This is a genomic window from Myxococcus faecalis (genome assembly GCF_050039385.1).
GTDB classification, from domain to species: Bacteria; Myxococcota; Myxococcia; order Myxococcales; family Myxococcaceae; genus Myxococcus; species Myxococcus fulvus.
Window position 1 is genome coordinate 959,293 of sequence record NZ_CP144336.1, and the last position, 17,349, is coordinate 976,641.

The window sequence follows — 17,349 nt, forward strand, 5'->3', positions numbered from 1 at the left end:
CGCGGGCCTTCGTCAGGTCAGCGAGCCCTGCGCGGGCATGAAGAGCACCTTGCCGGATGTCATGTCCGCGGAGGCAATCTTCACCGCCTCGCCCGCGGACTCGAGCGGCAGCCGCGCGCGCACGGGCGTCTCCAGCTCGCGGCCCACCAGCGCGGGCACGCCCATCAGCGCCTTGAGCTGCTCGCGGCCGAAGCCCCGGCGCGCCCACTCCGACAGCGCGAAGCCGTCCACCGTCTTGCGTCCGAAGATGACGTCGCCCGGGTCGAACCGGCACTCCTGCTCCGACAGCGCGCCGTACACCGTGACGTGCCCGCCCTCGGGCAACGCGCTCAGCAGTTGCCCCGTCAGTCGCCCCGCCACCGCGTCGAAGGCGAGCGTCACCTTGAGCTCGTGACACATGAGCCGCAGTCGCTCCTGGAACTCGGGCTCGTCGCTGCTCAGCACGTGCTCGACGCCCAGGCCGCGAAGGAGCTCCACCTGCTCCTTTCGCCGCACCACGTGCACCATGGCCACGTTCCGACGACGGGCCAGCGAGCCCAGCATCCGACCCACGCTGCTCGCCGCGCCCGTCTGCGCGAGCGCCACGTGGCCGCCCTCCTTCGCGCGCTCCATCAGCACCCACGCGGTGAAGGGGTTGACGAAGAGGCTGGCGCCCTGCTCCACGGAGATGTGGGCGCGCAGCGGGATGCACTGCTGCAACGGAACCACGGCGTACTCGGCCCACAGGCCATCCCCGCCCACCGGGGCCACGCACGCCACGCGGCGCCCCACCAGCAGCTGCCCCGCGAGGCTCCCCGCGGACACCACGGTGCCGCTGCCCTCGAAGCCCGGCACCACGGGCAGCGCGTTGCGCACGCCGTACTGGCCCCGCACGAACTGGAGGTCCGCGGGGTTGATGGGCGAGGCGGCCATGCGCACCAGCACCTGCCCCGCGGTGGGACGCGGCACGGCGCGGGTCTGGACCTGGAGGGACTCGGGGCGCCCGTCATAGGCGTGGAGGACCAGCGCGCGCATCGCCACGGGGACCGGGGGGGTTCTCATTGCGGCAGACCTTTTAATTCGGCCGTGCGTGAAAGGGGGAGCCCCTTGCCCTGCCCCCACGCTCGGAGTGTCGATGAACGCCACCATTTTGCAGTTGCACCACCGCGAAGCCTTCGAGCGGACCGTGACGAGGGCGCTGGCCGCGGGCGCGGGCGCGGGGCTGGTGCAGCTCGTCACGGCGAGGCTGGGGGTGCCGTTGCCGTTGGCGTGGCTGGTGCCGGCGGCCGTGGTGCTGGCGTGCGCGCAGGGCGACAAGTGGGACCGCGTGCTGTTGGGAGGACTGGGCGTGTTGCTGACGTCGGTGCCGTATGCGCTGGGGATGGCGCCCGCGTGGACGGTGGCCTGCAGCGCGGCGGCGGCAGGCTCGCTGCTGGTGCGTGCGCGGCTGAGCGAGAAGGGCGTGGAGGGACAGGTGGCGGAGGCGCGCCCCACCCTCGTGCACCTGGGCCTGGGGGCGCTGTTGGGCGCGGGGCTCACGCTCGCGGGCTCGGAGATTGCCCGGGTGTTCTCCGCGCGGCTGGCGGACCTGGCCACGCCCGCGCTGCTCGCGGCGGGGGCGACGGGAGCCATCCTGGGGCTCTTCGTGGGACTGAGCTCGGTGGCCGCGCACCTGGCGCTCACGGCGGACCCGGTGGAGGCGCGCGCGGAGGAGCTGATTCCTCGGCTCGCGGGGGACTTCCGGACGCAGTGCGAGCGGGCGCTCGCGCTGTATCGCCAGTGCGGGCAGTCGCTCGCGTTGTTGCCGCGAGAGCCCGCGCGCGAGGAGCTGGCCCGAACGCTGGCGCGCATCACCCGCGACGCGGTGGAGCTGGCCTCCGAGTGGGCGGGCGTGGAGTCCCAGCTCGAGGAGCGCGCGCAGGCGGAGCTGCGGGCCGAGCGTGAGGAGCTGGAGCGCGCCGCGCGCGCCACCACGGACGCGGTGGCCCGCAGGCAGCTGGAGGCGGCCGCCGCGTCGCTCGCGGAGGAGGTGGAGCGGCTGGGGGAGCTGAAGGTGCGGCGTGAGCGAATCCTCGCGAGGCTGCGCTCCGAAGTGGCGTTGCTGGAGCGCGCGCGCGTGGCGCTGTTGTCGCTGCGCAGCGGACAGGCGCAGCTCAAGGCCGCGGAGCTGTCATCTCTCGCGCGACGCTTCCGCGCGCTGTCCTCCGTGCAGTGGGAAGAGGGGCAGGGACTGGACGCCGTGGCCTCGCAGGCCACCCTCGCGCATGTCCCGGAACCCGTCCAACCTGTCGGGGAGGAGGCTCCTTCGGAGGCCCGAACCGCTCGGATTCGTACGTCCTGAGCGTGGAATTCCCGGATATCGAACACGGGTAGAGGGGGGAACGGGCGCTGTCTCGCACGCTGAGTGGTGGTTGTGGTGGTGGTTCGCAGGCATGAACTGTAGACGTGGGTAGCGTCAGGTAACATTTGCCCCGTCATGACCCACCCCCTCGTCCGACAGCCCGGTCTGATTCCCCTCTGGTTGTGGAACGGCACCGAGCCTGGGGTGACCTCCGCGTTCCAGCCCATCGTGGATCTGCGCACGGGAGAGGTCATCGGGTACGAGGTGCTGTCGCGCGGACAGGGCACGCTCGAGTCACCGCACGAGCTGTTCACGCACGCGCGGGTCTCCGGCTACACGTGGGAGCTGGAGCGCGCGTGCTGGACGTCGGCGCTGCGCTGCATCTCGAAGCTGCCGGAGGACCAGCGGCGCGCGCCGTTCTTCTTCAACGTGAGCCCGGATGTGTTGAGCGACCCGCGCTTCGGGGATGGCTCGACGCTGGCGCTGTTGGAGCGGCATGGGTTGGGGCCTCGGCATCTGGTGCTGGAGATCACCGAGAAGGCGGTCATCGAGGATGGCGCGCTGTTGCAGCGGCTGACGCGGGAGTGCGCGGCGCAGGGCTTCGGGCTCGCGCTGGATGACTTCGGCGCGGGGCACTCGGGGCTGGTGACGCTGGTGCACTGCGTACCGCGCTTCATCAAGCTGGACCAGGCGCTGGTGCGGGACATCCATCTGCACGCGTACCGGCAGCACCTGGTGAAGTCGCTGGTGGACTTCTCGTCGAGCGTGGACGCCATCCTCATCGCCGAGGGCGTGGAGACGTGGGAGGAGATGACGGTGCTGCTGCGGCTGGGCATCCGTCACGCGCAGGGCTACCTGCTCGCGCGTCCGACGCCGAGCCCCATGCGTCCGGCCGAGGCGTTCGAGTCGCGGCGGCGCGAGGCGATGCGCGCCCTGCTCCTGCGTGAGCGCGCGGATGACACGACGGTCGGAGGACTGGTCATCCGGCGCGCGACGGTGGATGTGTCCGCGACAGTGGACACGGTGAACGACGTGTTCCGCGATGCGCCGCAGGCGGACCATGTGGTGGTGCTCGAGGGCTCACGTCCCCGCGCGCTGGTGACGCGGCGCAACCTCGCGTCATGGGTTCCCGGCAGTGCGGTGCATGCGCCCTCGCTCATCATCGAAGACCAGGTCGCGGTGACGGCGCTCGTGGGGCTCGCGATGGCGCGGCCTCCGGAGGCGGTCTACGAGCCGGTGGTCGTCACGGATGCGCAGGGACAGTTCCTGGGCACCGTGACGATGAAGCAGTTGCTGCTGCGCGCTACGGAGCTCGCCGAGCGCCCCGCCGCGAAGTAGCAGCGGGACTGCGCGGACACATGGAGTCCGACGCGCCAAAGCCGCGACCGCGCGTCGCAGCGCGACAAGGCGACGCCGCTCGCGAGGCGTCACCACCTGAAACCAGATGCTCGACCCTCGGTAGCACCGGCGCGTGTTCGCGCCTCGGCGCGTCTTCGGAGTTCAGCGGTCACGAACTCGATGGAGCCCCTACGCTCCGCCGAGGTGAAGGACCTCCGTCCGCGTGAGCGTCACCCGCCTTCGCCGATGACGCTCACGCGTGAGGCCACGAGCCCCGCGACTTACTCCCACGCGAGGTGCAGCCGGCCGTCCTCGAAGATGAGGCCCGCGTCCTCGAGCCCCGTGGAGCCGTTCTCCACCGAGGGCAGCACGTTCGTCGGCGGCGACAGCAACGTGTCGCGCCCCTTCGTGAAGCCCTGCTCGCGAACCAGCGCCATGTACGCCCGCCCCAGCGCCAGCGCCCGCTCACGCGACGGCGTCAGCAGCCACGCCAGGTCCTTGTCTCCCCCCACCGAGGCCCGACGCACGGAGGTCTCATCCACCTTCCCGTCCGCGAAGAAGCGCGCGAGCAACTCCTCGTTGGCGCGGAACTCGTCGCCGCCCTTCACCCGCTCGAAGTACGTGATCACCTCCGGCTTCGCGTGCCCCGCCTGCGGCACGTCCGCGATGCCACGCAGGTCCTGGTGCCGCCACCCTTCCCTCCCCGGCACCTTGCGCGGGAAGCCGAAGGTCTGGTCCACCGTCACCCCCAGGTTCGTGTGACAGCCCATGCAGAACACGTGCTCCTCCATCGTCTGCACGCGCAGCCGGCCCTTCGCGTCCTCGATGAACCCCTGCAGTCTCCAGCCGAACTCGTTGATGAGCCCCAGCTCCGGCGTGCCCGGGAACGCGGGCAGCCGGTTGCGCATCTTCTTCTCCTGCTCCGCGCCGTAGAACGCCATCACCTGGTCGCCGGCGTACTCCTCGTCCTTGCGCGAGTAGCGGACCTCCTTCATCCGCGCGGACAACAGCGCGGGCGCATCCGGGTCCACGTACCGCACGGTGTGCAGGAACTCGACACCGCGCGGGTAGAAGTCGCGCCGCACCTTCACTTTCGCAGCGGCCCCCGCGTAGTGGGTCGGCAGTCCGCGCACCACCTCCACACCCCGGGCCAGCACTCCATCTCCATCCAGGTCCACCCCACCCGCGCGCTCGTCCACCGGCTCCACCCGGCGTCGTGACTTCGCCGCGTCCAGCAGCGCCGGGTCCACCGTCATCGCCGCCTCCAGGATGGCAAGGTTGAGCCGATACACCTCGCGCGACGGCTGTCCTCCCGCATCACGACGGAACGCCTCCGGGAGCCGGATGAACACATCATCCGTGCTGCCATTCGTCGGCCAGAACGTCCCGAGGAACGGCTTGTAGCGCACGGCCCTCCAGCCACTGCCGTCCTGGGCGAACCCCTCCGCGTCGAACCCACGCGAGAGGTCCAGGTCCGGCACCCAGCCCTTGAACCCGCCGGGCCGCCGCATCAACGCCTCGCGCAGCGGCGCGTAGTTGTCCTCGCGGATGTAGCGCAGCACCTCGTCGTCGGAGATGGCCTTCATCGCCCGCGAGCGGTCCATGAAGAGGTTGCTCCACTGGTTGAGCAACCCGACGTCGCTGAAGGCGTACTCGGCCTGCAGCGACTCGTCGTCCATCGTATTGAAGCCGACGCCGCCCGTGTGACACGTCCAGCACGGATTCGAGACGCCCTCCGTCTTCGTGTAGCACATGGACGGAATGGGAGCCTCGCGGTTGGCCACCGTGCTCCCGCTCGCCAGGGCTTGCGCGAGCGGGTCGAAGGGAGGCTCCCCCTGTGAAGGCGTGGACGTCTCCCGCTGACGCCACACCGCCGCGGACGCGAGCAGACTTCCCAGCGCGAGCAACAACCCCAAGGCGGCTCGCGCGCCTCCCTTCGACATGAGCGACATCGGTGGCGTCCCTCGTGGATTCCCGCGTGACTACGGCCAGACGCTGTAGCTGTCCTCGCCCGGGTGCTGGACGCTGACGAACAGCGTCTTCATGTCCGCGGTGAACGCGGGCCCGGTGGCCTCCGCGTCGCTCGGCATGGACAGCACGCGGAACGCGCGACGGAAGTGCGCGTTGCCCCGGTGTGCCGGCTTCTGGTTCAGGTAGTAGACACCGTCGGCCACCTTGTTGACGCCGAAGTTGCCGTCCGTGCCGAACCACACGCCGCCGTCACGGTCGATGACGAGGTTGTCCGGCTTGGCCGCGGAGAACTCCGGCGCCGCGCTGGTCGCCGCCGTCTCGCCCTTCCACACGCGGAAGTACGCGAAGGTCTTCGAGCCCCCTGGCGCCGCAGGGTTCGCCTCGCGGATGCCGAAGATGGAGCCCACACGGTCCACCGCTCGGTTGTCCGTGGCGGCGCGCGCCTTGGTCACCCACACCCCATCCTGCCCTCGCGTCGCGGTGGCGACCCGGCCCTGCTGGTCCAACGCCGTCGGGTCTCCGTGCTCGGTGAAGGCCACGTACAACAGCGGCGTGCCGCTCGGGTCCTTGGGGTTCCACTCCAGGTCCTCGGGACGGTTGAGCTCCATCACGCCGACCTTGTTCGCCGCCGTCCACAGCAGCTTGCGCACCTGGTCGTCATCCGTGAAGCCGCCAATCGCGTTGTAGCTGACGTCGCGCAGCGCGGCGCCCACCGTCATCGTGGGCACGCCGAGCGCCTCGCCGTTGGGCGTCAGGTCCGCGCTGTCCAGGCTCAGCTCCACCCAGCGCCCCTGCCCCGGCGCCTCCTCCGTCGGGATGGCGCCGCCCACCAGCGTGTCACCGGTGGCGTTGTTCAGGCCCGCGAAGTGCGCCGCGTAGACCTTGCCCTCGTCGAGCAGCGCGCGCGTCTGCGCCTTCGTCATCCCCGCCGTGTACGGGCGGCTCGAGACGAACTTGAAGATGCGGCCACCGCGGCGGTCATCACCGCCGTAGATGACGATGGGCTGCCCCTCCAGCAGCTTCCAGCTCGCGTCCACGACGAAGGCCGCGTTCTCCCAGCGCGCGCGCCCCATGACGCCCAGCTTGCGGTGCCCCGCGCCCGGCTTCGTCGCGTCCTTGCCGTACCAGAGGTCCGCGGGCTGGCCCGGGTCGATCTCCGTGAGGAAGCCGTGGCCGTCCTTGCGGTGCGTGGAGCGCGTGTCCGAGCTGACCATGTCGCCGGACGCGGGCGCCGAGAAGTCGGGCGCGAGCGGCGCTCCCGCCTGCATCCCGGGCGCGGTGGGGACCCAGTCGTTCTTCGACGTCCACAGGCCGCCCTCGGGGTCGCCGTAGACGCCCTGCACGTTCTCCTCCCCTGTGAAAATGGTGCCCCACGGCGTCTGCCCGCCCGAGCAGTTGGAGTGCGTGCCCGCCACCACGCCCTCGGCCAGGGGCGCGCCGGAGTCATCGGTGTCCACACCGGACAGCCGCAGGCCCACCACCTTCGCCAGCGTGGCGCTGGAGGCGTCGTAGCGCAGGTTCGCCGCGTTGCGGTCCACGGCCCACTCACCGGTGGACGGGTCCTGCACCACGCGAATCCAGGTGCCGCCGACCTGCTTCTTCCATTCCTTGTTGTAGGCGACGAGCGCGTCGTCCTGCCACGTGGTGCCGTCCGTCACCGTGTTGGACAACGTGCCGGTGCTGCGCAGGAAGCGCGCGAAGTCCAGGTGCTGGCCGATGGGCGCCGTGCCCACGCGCGGCTTCGTGCCGGAGATGTACTCGTGGTTGATCCACATCCATCCCGCCGCGCCGCTCCCGTTGAACTGGGGCGCGTTGTCCCCCGAGGCCCACCCATCCCCGAAGAACGCGATGTAGTCGACGTTCGCGCCGAAGCGCGCCCCCGCCTTGCTGAAGGTGATGGGGTCCATCCACTTGATGACCGTGGTGGAGTACAGGCCCGGCACCGTGCGCACCGTGTCCGTCGACGCGGGCGGCAGCGGGAACACCAGCGGCGAGGGCAGCGTGCCCGCCACCACCTGGTCCACGCGCGACTTCACGTACTCGGCCAGGTTCGTCGCGCCCGTGCCCAGGTCCCCCCGGAACGTCAGCGCGATAACCGAGGACAGCGGCGTACCGGATTCCACGCCGGGCGCCCGCGTCACCGCGCCGGGCCCTGGCTGCCCCTGCGAGCCCGGCCCCGCCGGCCCCTGCGGCCCCGCGGGTCCTGGAGCACCGTCACCCCCCGGGGCTCCATCCTCGCCGGGCGCGCCATCCTGACCATCCTGCCCGTTCGCGCCAGCGGGGCCCGTGTCCCCCTCACAGGCGACGAAGGACAACGAGCTGCCCAGAAGCACCGCACCGGTCGCGAGCCGCAACAGACGAGAAGACATGAGCCACTTCCTCCAGGGGTTCGCGTCGCGCTCGCATGCGGGCGAACGGACGCGAGCGCATCCTGAGGAGGCTGTGTGGCGACGGCTTGTTCAGTGCGTCACTTCTTCATCACGTCACGGCCCCATGACGTCACGCGCGAGCAACGTCGCGCGCGTCACGGGTCGATGCGGAGGTTGGACACGCCCTCGAACTCCACCGGCGAGCCCTTGCGCAAGCCGACCTTCTCCGCCCAGCCGCCCGGCACCTCCAGCACGTACTGGCTGGGCGCGCCCACCGAGCGCGTCTCCATCGACCTGGGCACCGCGCGCGACACGATGCCCGCGATGCGCAGGTCCGCGGTGATGAAGATGATGTCCAGCGGGATGAGCGTGTTGCGCATCCAGAAGCCCTGCATCGACTCCTGGGGGAACAGGAACAGCATCCCCTTGCCCTCGGCGAACTCCGTGCGCCACATCATCCCGCGCTCTCGCGAGTCGCGCGTGGCGGCCACCTCCACCTCCACCCGGTGCACGCCCCCGAAGGCGTCCTTGAGCCGCACGTGCGCGCGCGGCAGCGTGGGGCCCACGTAGTCCTTCGCGGTGACATCGGTGACGGGAGGCTTCACGGGCGCGGGGGGCGTGGACGAGGGCTGCCGGCCCTGCGCCTCCTGCTGACAGGCGCAGAGCGCGAGCGACAGGAGGACCAGGCCGAGCCGACGCGGGGTCTTCATGGGTGCTGGGGGTGCAGCGGCTTGTTGAGCAGCTTCTCGGTCAGCTCGGGCCCCAGGCTGTCGGACATGAGCCGCTCCACCACGGTCTCGAACTCCACCCGCTGCGTGTCGCTGCTGTAGATGAACCGGATGCCCATGCCCGGCTCGTCGCCGTCCGCCTTGGACCATACGACCTCGCCGAGCAGCTCGAACGGCGCCTCCCGGTGGGGCACCGTCAACTTGAAGAGGAAGCGCGTGCCGATGGGCAGCGGCTTCTTCGTCTTGATGAACGTGCCGCCCTTGCTGATGTTCTTCGTGTAGTCCGCGAAGAACGAGTTGAGCTTCTTGTAGTCGACCTTCAGCTCGATGGGCGCGCGCCCGTGCTGGCGGTGCTCGGGACCTGTCTTCTGTTCGGACATGCGGCCCGGGAGTATAGGGGAGGCCATGGAGCAAGTCCTCACCCGTGCCCGCGCCTTGATGCGTCGCCCGGCCGTCCTGGCCCCCCTGCTCCTCCTGGCGGGCGGAGGCTCGGCGCTCGTCCTCCTCCCCCTCTTCGGCGTCCCCGGCTTCGAGCTGGGCCTGGCCCTGTCCATCGCCGTGGGGCTGCTCGGCGGGGGGACGGGCGTGGCCGCCGCCGCCCAGGAGCGTCGGATCCTCCTCGGCCAGGAGCCCCGCCCCCCCGGCGCCCTCCGCCCGGACGCCCCCGGCACCGCCGTGACCCGCGCCCTGGGTGCGGCCCTGGTCCTCAACGTGGCGGCGCTGGTGCCCCCCTTCCTCACCTCCACCGTCTTCGCGTGGCTGCGCACCGCGTGTGATCCATTCGAGCTGGTGGGTTTCTATCCCATGCTCACCCTCCCCTCGGCCGTGCTGGCCTCGGCCTCGGGGGTGCTGTGCGGCCTGGGGGCCCGCCGTCCCTCCCGGGGCGTGGGGATGCATGTGCTCCTGGTCCTGCTGTCGTTGGTGCCCACGGTGTGGCCCATCGTCGCCGGGCCCCAGGTCTTCGCCTTCAACCACTACCTGGGACATCTCCCCGGCCCCCTCTACGACGAGGCCCTGGTGATGACGCCCGCGCTCGGCTGGTTCCGGCTGGAGACCCTCTTGTGGGCCTGGGTCCTCGCGGGCCTGGCCACCGCGTTCCTCAAGGTGGACTCGGGGCACCTGTCGCGAGCGGCCCCGCGCGTGGGCGTGCTCGTGGGACTCCTGCTGCCCGCCGTGGCCATCGGCTTCCTGGAGGTGAAGGGGCCCCAGCTGCGCACCCGGATGACGGACGCGTACCTGGCCGAGACGCTGGGCGGCGTGCGCGACACGGAGCACTTCCGGCTGCACTACCCCCGGGGCAAGTCGCGCGAGGACGTGGACCGGATGGCCCGCGACATGGAGTTCCGCTGGACGCAGGTCCAGCGCTTCCTGGGCGTGGCCCCCACCGAGCGCATCCGCGTGTGGCTGTATCGCAACGAGGAGGAGAAGCAGCGGCTGGTGGGCGCCGGCCGCACGCAGTACGCGAAGCCCTGGCGCCACGAGCTGCACATCCAGGACAAGCCCTTCCCCCACTCCACGCTGCACCACGAGCTGGCCCACGTCATGGCCGCGCCCGCTGGCAGCGGTCCCTTCCGCGTCACCACGCGCCTGGGCCTGTGGCCCCTCATGGGCGTCATCGAGGGGTTCGCCGTCGCCGCGGACGGCCCCGCGCAGGGGGACCTCACGCTGCACCAGTGGGCCGCGGGCATGCGACGCCAGAAGCTCGCGCCCGACATGCGCAAGCTGATGGGGCCGGAGGGCTTCTACCAATCCGCCCCCGCGCGCGCGTACACCGTGGCGGGCTCCTTCCTCCTGTACCTCGCGGACACCTATGGCTCGGACAGGCTGCGCGCGCTCTACGCGCACGCGGACTTCCAGGAGGCCTATGGGCGGCCCCTCGACGAGCTCGTCGGTGAGTGGGAGCGACATGTCGACGCCCTGCCCCTGGACGACGCCGCAGTGGCCCGCGCCTTCGCGCGCTTCCGCGCCGGCAGCCTCTTCAGCCGCGCCTGTGCGCGCGAGGTGGCCCGCCTCACCGAGCCCGCCCGCGCCTCGCTCGTGACGGACCCGTCGGACGCGCTGGAGCGCTACACCCGCGCCGCCACCCTCCAGCCCGAGGAGCCCGCCTACCGCCTGGGCGAGGCCGCCGCCCTCTCCGCGTTGGAGCGCTACGACGAGGCCACCACCGTGCTCACCACGCTCGCGGGCAAGGTGAAGGGCCAGACGGTCTCCGAGGCCGAGGTGGCCATGGCGCTGGCCGACGTGGAGACCCGGCGCGAGCGTCCCGAGCAGGCCCGCGCCCACCTGGACACGGTGCTGGCCCTGGACGCCACACCGGATTTGACGCGCACCGCCCAGGTGAAGCTCGCCGCGCTGGAGTCCACGGCGCGCCGCGCCGGCATCGACGCGTACTTCCTGGCGCCCAAGGAGGAGCTGCGGCTCTTGCTCCTGTCGCGCGCCCTGCAGGCCCTGCCCTCGGACCCGTACCTCAACTACCTGCTGGGCCGCAGGCTGCAGCAGGTGGGCTCCCCCGTCCTGGCCGGCGAGTCGCTGCAACGTGCGCTGTCGGACGATTCGCTGCCCCTGTCCCTGCGCCGCGAGGCCTTGCGCCTGAAGGTGGAGGCTTCCTATCTCTCGGGCGACTGCGGCGCGGTGCGCCACGAGGTGGGTGTCCTCCCGGACTTCGGCACGGCCTTCAAGGCCACCGCCCAGGAGTGGGTGGAGCGGTGTGATTTCGAGGAGAAGACCTTCCGGGGCGTGCTCGTGCCACGACAGGCTTTCCGCTAGCCGCGCTTTCCGCTAGGCAGGCAGCCCACACAGCGGCGACGAGCCAGGTCATCAGGAGGGAAGCGATGCGGTTCGAGACGAGGCAGCGAATCCAGGGGACGGTGGACGAGGTGGAGCGCGCGCTCCTCGACGAGCGGTACTTCGAGTTCCTGCTCAAGCACCATGGCGTGCTGCTGGAGCTCCAGCCGCTCGAGGTGAAGGCCGAGGGTGACGTGGTCCGCCGCCGGGTGCGCTACCGCCCCAAGCCCGTCATCGAGAGCATCGGCCCCAAGCGCGTGCCCCCCGAGTGGTTCGCCTTCATCGAGTCGTCCACCTACGACAAGCGCCGCAAGGAGCTCACGTTCACCAACGTGCCCACGTCCCACACCATCTCCAAGATGCTGGTGAACACGGGCACGCTGCGCTTCCGTGATTTGGGCGCGGGCCAGACGGAGCGCTCGCTGGACGGTGAGATCTCCCTCAAGCTGCCCTTCCTGATGAAGCCCCTGGCGCTCATCGGCGAGAAGGTCATCCAGGGCGAGGGCCTGAAGATCCTCGACAACGAGATTCCCGTCCTCAACCGCTTCATCTCCGAGGTCATCCGCAAGGGCTGAGGCACGCGAAGTGCAGGCGGGGCCGTGGGGAATGGGTTGACTTCCTCCGCATTGTCTTCGTAAGGCCCCGCCATGCTCTACCGCTTCCTCGCCATCTGCGCCCTGACCCTCCTGGCCGCCTGCGCTCCGAAGCGCATCCCCGGCACTGAAATCGACGACACCGACGAGACCCGCGCCATTTTGGCAGTGATGGAGGCCTATCGGTCTGCCATCGAGGCACGCGACGCCCACGCCATCCAGGCGCTGGTGTCGAAGGACTTCCGCGAGGACGCCGGCACGCCGAGTGATCCCGAGGACGACCTCACCGCGGCGAACCTGGGCCCGTACCTGGAGACGCTCTTCCCGCAGCTCCAGTCGCCCAAGGTGGAGATGGAGGTGCGCAAGGTCCAGGTGGGCAAGGACATCGCCACGGCCATCTACTACTGGAAGCTGAACTTCCGGATGCCCGGCCTCACCTCGCGCCCGCAGAAGGAGGCGGAGCTGGAGCAGATGGTGTTCCGGCTCGAGGGCAATCAGTGGAAGATCCTCACCGGCATCTGAGGCCTCACAGCCCCAGGAGCGCCGCGTAGCCCTGGGGCCCCATGGCCGTGAGCGCGCGGGCCCGGGTCAGGTAGGTGCGGTAGTCCTTGCGCACCAGCTTGTCCGCGGGCAGCGCGGACAGGTGGTAGTCCCGGATGCGGCTCGCGGTGAAGCGCACCGCCCCGAAGAGCGCGTGGCCGAAGAGGCTCTCGCGCTCCACCGGGGCCAGCGGGCGGACATCCTGGTAGCCGCGCACCAGCGCGCGACACAGCTCCGGCAGGTATTGCCCGCCGTCGAAGCACCAGGCGTTCAACGTGATGACCAGGTCCAGGCCATAGGCCTCGCGGCAGGCCATCTCGAAGTCGAAGAAGGCGCCCACGCTGTCGCCCAGCCACTTCACGTTGTCGGTGAAGAGGTCCGCGTGGATGACGCCGAGCGGCTCCAGGCCCTGTCGCCGTGACTCCGCGTGGGTGAGCATCCCCTCCAGCTCCCCTGAGAGCGATGACAGCGTCGGGTCCGGATGGCGCGCCAGCTCCACCAGCCACCCGCGCACCACCTGGGGAGAGTACGGGTTCTCGCGGCTGCCGCCGAAGGACTGGGTGTCGCGGTGCAGCTTGCCCAGCTCGGTGCCCAGCCGCTCCAGGTGCTCGGCGGTGAGGCCCGGGTGGCGCTTCTCCTCACCGGGGAGCCAGCGGAAGACGCTCACGCGGCCGCCCGCGAGCTCGACGAAGGTGGCGCCCTCGCGCGTGGTGAGCTGCACGGGCGAGGGGAAGTGGTGCGCGGCCAGGTGCGCGAGCAGGGCGGACTCGAAGCGCAGGTCGTCCGAGGAGCGCACCGTCGTGTGGCGGACGAAGTAGCGGCCGGTGTCGGTCTCCAACCGGTGGTTGGTGTTGATGGAGCCCTGGGGGATGGGCGTCACGCCGAGCACGTTTCCCAGCCCGAAGGTCTCTGCGATGCGCGTGAAGACGTCGGGGGACAGCACCGTGTGGACCGCCATTGCTCACTCCTCCCGTGCTCCGGGCTCCGTCCATTGACACCCGCGAGGGGCGTACCTAATAGCATCCAACTCCAGCGCGGGGAGACAGGTCCATGAGCACCGAAGGTCACGGCGACTGGAAGCGACGCGAGAGTTGGAAGAGCGCGCTGGCGCAGGTGGCGGTGGTGGCGGTGGTGCTCGCGGGCGCCGTGGCCTACTTCGTCCACCGGGGAACGGTGCGAAAGGAGACGGAGGAGCACCTGCGCGCGGCCCGCGCCGCCGCGCTGCGAGGCAATCCGTCCGACTTGACGCGCGCCATGGCGGAGCTGGAGAAGCTCTTCCAGTTGGACTCCGACGCCCGCGACGCGCAGGCGCTGGCCGCCGACATCCAGACGGTGCTGTGGCTGGAGCACCATCAGCCCGGCGCGGATGCGCGGGCCCGTGAGTATCTGGCCCGGGCCGAGGCGCTCGACTCGCGCTCCGGTGAACGGCATGGCGCCCGCGCGCTGCATCTGCTCGCGGAGGGCAAGACGGCCGAGGCGGAGAAGTACCTGGCGGACCTGCAGGCGCAAGGGGCCAACAGCCCCCGGCTCACGCTGGCGCAGGCGTTCACGCTGCAGGCGAAGGGGGACCTGCCCGGCGCGCGTCAGGCCTTCGCCCGCGCGGCGGAAAACGCGTATCGGGATCCGCGCTTCACCACGGCGTACGGGGAGGCGCTGCTGGACGAGGGACAGCCCGCCCAGGCGGTGGAGGCGTTCGAGAAGGCGACGAGCGTGAACCCGGACCACCTGATGGCGCGGCTGGGCATGGGGCTGGCGCACGCGTATCAGGGCAAGAAGCTGGAGGAGGCCGAGCGCGCGCTCGCCACGGCGCAGGAGAAGCAGGCGGAGCTGACGCCCGCGCTGACGTCACGCGCTGGGGCGCTGAAGGCGGAGCTCGCGCTGTCGCGTGGCGCCGCGGACCAGGCGCTCCAGGAGGCCGACTCGGCGCTGAAGGCCGTGCCGGATGACGTGCATGCCCTCTTCGCACGTGCGCGAGCGCTGGCCGCGCGCAAGGTGCCCGAGGCGCGGGGGGCGTTCGAGGCCGCGGTGGCGAAGCGCAAGACGGCGCCCCTGCTCTACCTGGACGGCGCTCGCAGCTTGCAGGCCTCGGGTGACACCACGGGCGCGCTGGCGCTGCTGGATGCGTATGAGGGCGCGTTCGGGGCCATCCAGGTTGCGTCCGCGGACGGGAAGAAGGTCCCGCTGCTGGAGCAGGACGGCCGCTACTGGCTGGCGCGCGGCGGGCTGCTGGAGGCGGCGGAGCGGCAGGACGACGCGCTCGTCGCCTACGACAAGGCCATCGCCGCCAAGGGCGTGGGGCTGGCAAAGGCGCAGTACGCCAAGGGTGCGCTGCTGGTGCGGCGCAAGGACTACGAGGGCGCCAAGGCGCTGCTCGCGGTGATCGCGCCGGACACGGGCGCGGGCTCACTGCCGGAGGCATACACCGCCATGGGCGACCTGCTCTTCGCGCAGAGCGCGTACGCGGCGGGCTGCCAGCACTACTACTTCGGGCTGGTGCGCGCGCGGGCGCAGGGCATGCCTCGCGAGGAGCTGGCCTCGCGCATCGACACAGTGAAGAAGGGCCTGGAGTCCGCGGGCCAGGGCGCCATGGCCAAGGCCTGGCTGAACGAGACGGGCGCCCTGCTCCAGTGAAGCGCCTGTGACTCGCGGGCGGAGGGCACGCCGAACAAGGCCCGCATGGTTCGATCATCGACGGGCCAAGGCACGATGGCCGTGGCCTGACTGAAAGAGACGGGCGCCCTGCTCCAGTGAAGCGCCCGCCGCACACGCGATGGCAGGGCTCGCCGCGCGACGAACTGGCCCCGCGCATCATCCCGGGGCTTGCGCTCGTGGAACCGGCGCCCTGTCTCGGTGAAACGTCCGCCGCGAGCGGCTACAGCAACTCCGTCGCCTCGAGCGGCCGGTACTTCGCGCGAACCACGCGCCACTCGCCGTCGGCTTCCTTCTCGAATGTCCCCTCGATGAGGTACGCGTTCAGCACGCTGTCGGCCGCCAGGTCCTTGACGCTCTCCGCCTGCGAGCGGCCGAAGATGAAGCGCGCCTGGAAGTCACCCTGCGTGGGCGAGACCTCGTGGACCTCCAGGTTCGTGGTGAAGATGCGGACCCACTGACCGCGCAGCACCTGCCCGGTGAGGATGCCGCGCACCTGCCGCGAGTCCATGCCGCCGTCCGTCTTGAAGCGCTCGGACACGCCCTCCATCACCTTGCTGATGTCCTTGGCCTCCGCGGCCCGCGTCATCGTGATGACCTGACGGGTGACGGCCTCCGGGACACCGGGCTCGTGGCGCGGCCAGAAATAGAGCACCGCTCCGGCCGCCACCAACGCCAGCGCCACGCCCACCACCCGCGAACGCGACAACGTCACCATGTGCTCCTCACGCCGCCTCGGGCTCGAGCACCAGCTCGTCCGCGTCGATGATCTCGGCGGGCCGCAGCGCCTCGCCAATCTGCTTCAGCCGCCGGTCCGAGAGCTGCTCCAGGTACGTCCGGATGTGCGGGAACGCCTGCACCAGCGCATGGAACGCGTTGCGCTCCAGGAACGCCGCCGCCGTCTTGCGCGTGGCCACCACCGTCGCCGAGGCGCGCAGCCCCGTCAGCAGCGAAATCTCCCCCGCCACATCACCCTCGCGCAGCACGCCCAGCGTCACCGTGCCGCCCGCCGGGTCCTCCTTCTGCACCACCAGCTCACCGGCCAGCACCAGGAACAGCCCCGGCGAGTGCTCGCCCTCCACCAGCACCTTCTCGTGCCCCTGCAGCGCGCGGAAGGTGAAGCGCTGCAGCAGCGCGCCCCGCTCCGACTCCGGCAGCGTCTGGAACATGGGCGAGGTGGCCATCAGGTTCCGCGCCATGCGCTGCTGCGCGAAGTCCGCCAACACCTGCGGCACCGCCGGGTGGCTCTTGGCCACCGCGTTGAGGTGCTCGCGGCGAATCTCGAAGACCTCCGTGTCGGACACCGCGGACACCGTCGCCGTCGGCGGCGCGCCCGTCAAAAGAGCAATCTCCCCGAAGATGGACCCGCCGCCGAGGAAGCCCAGCGTGCGCGCCTCACCCTCCATCTGCCGCGTCACCTCCGCCTTGCCGGCGACGAGCACGTAGAGGTGGTCGGCGGGCTCGCCCTCGCGGCTCACCACCTCCTCGGGACGCACCCGGCGCCACGCCATGCGGCCCACCAGGTCGATGAACGCGTCCCGGTCCAGGTCCGCGAACAGCGGCAGCGGAGGACGGCTGTTCGGATCCGCGGAGCCACCCGGATCCGGCGCGGCCAGCACCTCGATGGCGCGGTTGGAGAGCTCCTCTCCAGCCAGCCCCATCAGGTCCGTCTCCACCTTCCCGTCGTACAGCGTCTCGGGCGGCAGGGGCGGCGGCACCACGGCGCGACCCGGCGCGCTGCGCACCGCGCGCGAGTGGACGCGGATCAGCGTCTCCTTCAACCGCCGCTCGTTGGGCGCCAGGTCCAACCCCAGCTTGCACGCGGCCATCGCGGACAGCAGGTAGTCGCGACGCAAGAGGCCCTCGGCCGTCGCGTGGTACGACGTGACGGCGCGCTCGCGCTCACCCAGCTCGGCCAGACACCGGGACGCCATCATCCGGGAGCGGTGGTCGGCGGGAACCCGGCGCACCGCCTCCGCGAACACGGCGAGGGCGCGCTCGAACTGGCGCTCCTCGATGAGGTCCATCCCGAGCTCACGCAGCGACGACTCGCTCAT

At 70.9% G+C, this 17,349-nt stretch carries 14 protein-coding genes; 6 read left to right on the plus strand and 8 right to left on the minus strand.

The window, feature by feature from the left end; all coding sequences use genetic code 11:
* Nucleotides 1-12: 12 nt before the first annotated feature.
* The gene (locus tag VZQ01_RS03695) at nt 13-1,041 is read right to left on the minus strand and encodes a zinc-binding dehydrogenase (protein ID WP_174816724.1); all 1,029 of its coding nucleotides are present in this window, start codon (nt 1,039-1,041) and stop codon (nt 13-15) included.
* Between the two features lie 73 nt (nt 1,042-1,114).
* On the opposite strand from VZQ01_RS03695, the gene VZQ01_RS03700 reads away from it, so the two are divergent.
* Both VZQ01_RS03700 and VZQ01_RS03705 read left to right on the plus strand, forming a co-directional pair.
* Nucleotides 1,115-2,320, plus strand: coding sequence for a hypothetical protein (locus VZQ01_RS03700; protein ID WP_223746660.1), 1,206 nt, complete (start codon nt 1,115-1,117; stop codon nt 2,318-2,320).
* Nucleotides 2,321-2,455: 135 nt separating this feature from the next.
* Nucleotides 2,456-3,658: an EAL domain-containing protein gene (locus VZQ01_RS03705; RefSeq protein ID WP_426746917.1), complete on the plus strand. Its 1,203-nt coding sequence runs from the start codon at nt 2,456-2,458 to the stop codon at nt 3,656-3,658.
* A 281-nt stretch (nt 3,659-3,939) separates the two neighbouring features.
* Here the strand turns inward: VZQ01_RS03705 and VZQ01_RS03710 are convergent, their stop codons facing one another.
* The 4 genes from VZQ01_RS03710 to plpQ form a co-directional block, all read right to left on the minus strand.
* Nucleotides 3,940-5,610 (minus strand): Aq_1262 family (lipo)protein, encoded by a 1,671-nt coding sequence (locus VZQ01_RS03710; RefSeq protein ID WP_426746918.1) that lies wholly within the window; start codon nt 5,608-5,610, stop codon nt 3,940-3,942.
* A gap of 30 nt (nt 5,611-5,640) precedes the next feature.
* Complete coding sequence (locus VZQ01_RS03715) at nt 5,641-7,998, minus strand: PhoX family protein (RefSeq protein ID WP_426746919.1); 2,358 nt, start codon at nt 7,996-7,998, stop codon at nt 5,641-5,643.
* Nucleotides 7,999-8,153: 155 nt separating this feature from the next.
* A complete protein-coding gene (locus tag VZQ01_RS03720) occupies nt 8,154-8,708 on the minus strand; it encodes a DUF192 domain-containing protein (RefSeq protein ID WP_267696798.1) in 555 nt (184 codons plus the stop codon).
* Nucleotides 8,705-9,106: a motility regulator PlpA gene (gene plpQ / locus VZQ01_RS03725; protein ID WP_046712779.1), complete on the minus strand. Its 402-nt coding sequence runs from the start codon at nt 9,104-9,106 to the stop codon at nt 8,705-8,707. Before plpQ ends, VZQ01_RS03720 begins: the two co-directional genes overlap by 4 nt.
* A 25-nt stretch (nt 9,107-9,131) precedes the next feature.
* On the opposite strand from plpQ, the gene VZQ01_RS03730 reads away from it, so the two are divergent.
* The 3 genes from VZQ01_RS03730 to VZQ01_RS03740 all read left to right on the plus strand — a co-directional run bounded on the left by VZQ01_RS03730 (nt 9,132) and on the right by VZQ01_RS03740 (nt 12,625).
* Entirely contained in the window at nt 9,132-11,492 is a 2,361-nt protein-coding gene (locus VZQ01_RS03730) for a hypothetical protein (protein ID WP_426746920.1), read from the plus strand.
* Between the two features lie 65 nt (nt 11,493-11,557).
* Nucleotides 11,558-12,085, plus strand: coding sequence for a hypothetical protein (locus VZQ01_RS03735; RefSeq protein WP_223746654.1), 528 nt, complete (start codon nt 11,558-11,560; stop codon nt 12,083-12,085).
* 72 nt (nt 12,086-12,157) lie between these two features.
* A complete protein-coding gene (locus VZQ01_RS03740; RefSeq protein WP_223783075.1) occupies nt 12,158-12,625 on the plus strand; it encodes a nuclear transport factor 2 family protein in 468 nt (155 codons plus the stop codon).
* Between the two features lie 4 nt (nt 12,626-12,629).
* Here the strand turns inward: VZQ01_RS03740 and VZQ01_RS03745 are convergent, their stop codons facing one another.
* Nucleotides 12,630-13,601, minus strand: a complete 972-nt coding sequence (locus tag VZQ01_RS03745) for a homoserine kinase (RefSeq protein WP_426746921.1) — start codon at nt 13,599-13,601, stop codon at nt 12,630-12,632.
* Nucleotides 13,602-13,693: 92 nt separating this feature from the next.
* On the opposite strand from VZQ01_RS03745, the gene VZQ01_RS03750 reads away from it, so the two are divergent.
* A complete protein-coding gene (locus VZQ01_RS03750) occupies nt 13,694-15,274 on the plus strand; it encodes a tetratricopeptide repeat protein (protein ID WP_426746922.1) in 1,581 nt (526 codons plus the stop codon).
* Nucleotides 15,275-15,515: 241 nt separating this feature from the next.
* On the opposite strand, the gene VZQ01_RS03755 is transcribed toward VZQ01_RS03750, so the two are convergent.
* Complete coding sequence (locus tag VZQ01_RS03755; protein WP_046712773.1) at nt 15,516-16,010, minus strand: hypothetical protein; 495 nt, start codon at nt 16,008-16,010, stop codon at nt 15,516-15,518.
* A 7-nt stretch (nt 16,011-16,017) separates the two neighbouring features.
* Nucleotides 16,018-17,349 (minus strand): cyclic nucleotide-binding domain-containing protein, encoded by a 1,332-nt coding sequence (locus VZQ01_RS03760; protein ID WP_223746651.1) that lies wholly within the window; start codon nt 17,347-17,349, stop codon nt 16,018-16,020.

What these genes read in the sequence shown, in the direction of transcription:
- VZQ01_RS03735 (WP_223746654.1), top strand. Translation starts at nt 11,558, where the DNA reads ATGCGGTTCGAGACGAGGCAGCGAATCCAGGGGACGGTGGACGAGGTG.
- VZQ01_RS03705 (WP_426746917.1), top strand. Translation starts at nt 2,456, where the DNA reads ATGACCCACCCCCTCGTCCGACAGCCCGGTCTGATTCCCCTCTGGTTG.
- VZQ01_RS03700 (WP_223746660.1), top strand. Translation starts at nt 1,115, where the DNA reads ATGAACGCCACCATTTTGCAGTTGCACCACCGCGAAGCCTTCGAGCGG.
- VZQ01_RS03715 (WP_426746919.1), bottom strand. Translation starts at nt 7,998, where the DNA reads ATGTCTTCTCGTCTGTTGCGGCTCGCGACCGGTGCGGTGCTTCTGGGC.
- VZQ01_RS03750 (WP_426746922.1), top strand. Translation starts at nt 13,694, where the DNA reads ATGAGCACCGAAGGTCACGGCGACTGGAAGCGACGCGAGAGTTGGAAG.
- plpQ (WP_046712779.1), bottom strand. Translation starts at nt 9,106, where the DNA reads ATGTCCGAACAGAAGACAGGTCCCGAGCACCGCCAGCACGGGCGCGCG.
- VZQ01_RS03720 (WP_267696798.1), bottom strand. Translation starts at nt 8,708, where the DNA reads ATGAAGACCCCGCGTCGGCTCGGCCTGGTCCTCCTGTCGCTCGCGCTC.
- VZQ01_RS03755 (WP_046712773.1), bottom strand. Translation starts at nt 16,010, where the DNA reads ATGGTGACGTTGTCGCGTTCGCGGGTGGTGGGCGTGGCGCTGGCGTTG.
- VZQ01_RS03730 (WP_426746920.1), top strand. Translation starts at nt 9,132, where the DNA reads ATGGAGCAAGTCCTCACCCGTGCCCGCGCCTTGATGCGTCGCCCGGCC.
- VZQ01_RS03740 (WP_223783075.1), top strand. Translation starts at nt 12,158, where the DNA reads ATGCTCTACCGCTTCCTCGCCATCTGCGCCCTGACCCTCCTGGCCGCC.
- VZQ01_RS03695 (WP_174816724.1), bottom strand. Translation starts at nt 1,041, where the DNA reads ATGAGAACCCCCCCGGTCCCCGTGGCGATGCGCGCGCTGGTCCTCCAC.
- VZQ01_RS03710 (WP_426746918.1), bottom strand. Translation starts at nt 5,610, where the DNA reads ATGTCGCTCATGTCGAAGGGAGGCGCGCGAGCCGCCTTGGGGTTGTTG.
- VZQ01_RS03760 (WP_223746651.1), bottom strand. Translation starts at nt 17,349, where the DNA reads ATGAGCGAGTCGTCGCTGCGTGAGCTCGGGATGGACCTCATCGAGGAG.
- VZQ01_RS03745 (WP_426746921.1), bottom strand. Translation starts at nt 13,601, where the DNA reads ATGGCGGTCCACACGGTGCTGTCCCCCGACGTCTTCACGCGCATCGCA.